The 1,473-nt window shown below is 74.3% G+C and carries 2 protein-coding genes; both read right to left on the reverse strand.

Annotation, left to right across the window (positions count from 1 at the left end; translation table 11 throughout):
- A partial coding sequence (locus tag QH283_RS25725; protein WP_280505518.1) for a serine/threonine-protein kinase occupies window positions 1-898 on the reverse strand: 898 nt, incomplete at its 3' end.
- Between the two features lie 121 nt (window positions 899-1,019).
- A partial coding sequence (locus QH283_RS25730) for a response regulator transcription factor (RefSeq protein ID WP_280505519.1) occupies window positions 1,020-1,473 on the reverse strand: 454 nt, incomplete at its 5' end.

Below are 1,473 nucleotides of genomic sequence, written 5' to 3' on the forward strand. Positions count from 1 at the left end.
CCCCCGCGGGGGGGGGGGGGGCGGGGCCCCCCCCCCCCCCGGGGGGGGCCGCGGGCGCCGCGGCGCCCGCCCCCACCACGCCGGGTCCACCCGCCCCCGGACCCGGTGCGGGGGCCGTGACCGGGGCGGTACCGGTTTCGCGCATCCCGAGGGCCGCGCGGGCCGCCCGGGTGAACTCCAACGCGGTGGGATAGCGGTCGGCGGGATTCTTGGCCATCGCGGTCGCGATCACCGTGTCGAGCGCGGGCGGCAGGCCGGGCACGCGCTCGGTGACGCGCGGCGGCGGCTCGGTGGTGTGCGCGCGCACCAGCGAGGTCACCTGACCGGCCGCGAACGGCGGGGCGCCGGTGAGGCACTGGACCAGCACACAGGCCAGTGAGTAGATGTCGGAGCGGCCGGTGACCGGGCCGGAGTCGAACCGCTCCGGCGCCATGTAGATGTAGGAGCCGAGCGCCATGCCGACCTGGGTGATCGCCGAATCGCCCTCGGTGTGCGCGATGCCGAAATCGGCGAGATAGGCGAAGTCGGCGTCGGTGACCAGGATGTTGGCCGGCTTCACGTCCCGGTGCACCAGGCCCTGGGCGTGTGCGGCGTCGAGGGCGGCGGCGACCTGCTCGACCAGCCGCACCGCGCGGGCCGGGTCGAGCGGGCCGGTGCGGTGCAGGATGGTGCTCAGGTCCGAACCCGCCACCAGGCGCATGTCCAGGAACAACACCCCGTCGATCTCGCCCCAGTCGTGGATCGGGATGACGTGCGGTTCGGCCAGCCGGGCCGCGGCCTGCGACTCCCGGCGGAAGCGTTCCTGATAGGAGGGATCCTCGGCCAGCGCCTCCGACAGCAACTTCACCGCGACCAGGCGGTGCTTGGAGGTGTCGAACGCCTCGTAGACCTCCCCCATCCCGCCTTGCCCGAGCAGCGCACGCAACTCGTAGGGTCCGAACCGAGTACCAACCCGCCGTCCCGAGCCATCCACCCCGTGCACCTCCAGTCCAGGGCGCGGCGAGGGCTTGCGCCGCCCCTCAGGAGATGGATTCTCCTGGTGAGACCACCCCGTGGTCAAACGCGAAGACGATGGCCGCGGCCCGATCGCGCAGGTCGAGCTTGCCGAAGATGTGACCGACATGGCTTTTCACCGTGACCTCGGAGATTCCCAGCTCGGCGGCGATCTCGGCGTTGACCCGGCCGCGCCCGATCAGCTGGAGCACCTCGTACTCGCGGGCGGTCAGCTCGCTCAGCCTGTCGTCAGCCCGCGAGGCCGACACCGGGACGGTCCGGTAAGCGGTCAGCACACGCTCGGTGACCGCGGGGTCGAGCCAGGCGCCGCCACCGGCGACAGTGCGGACCGCGCGGATCAGGTCCTCGGCGGGCGAGTCCTTCAGCAGGAAGCCCGCGGCCCCGGGGGGGCGCGCGGCGGGCCGCCGGTTGGGGGGGGGGCTGGTGGGGGGCCCCAGGCCCCGCGGCGGCGGGGGGGCC

The sequence above is a fragment of the Nocardia farcinica genome (assembly GCF_029867845.1).
Lineage (GTDB): Bacteria > Actinomycetota > Actinomycetes > Mycobacteriales > Mycobacteriaceae > Nocardia > Nocardia farcinica_A.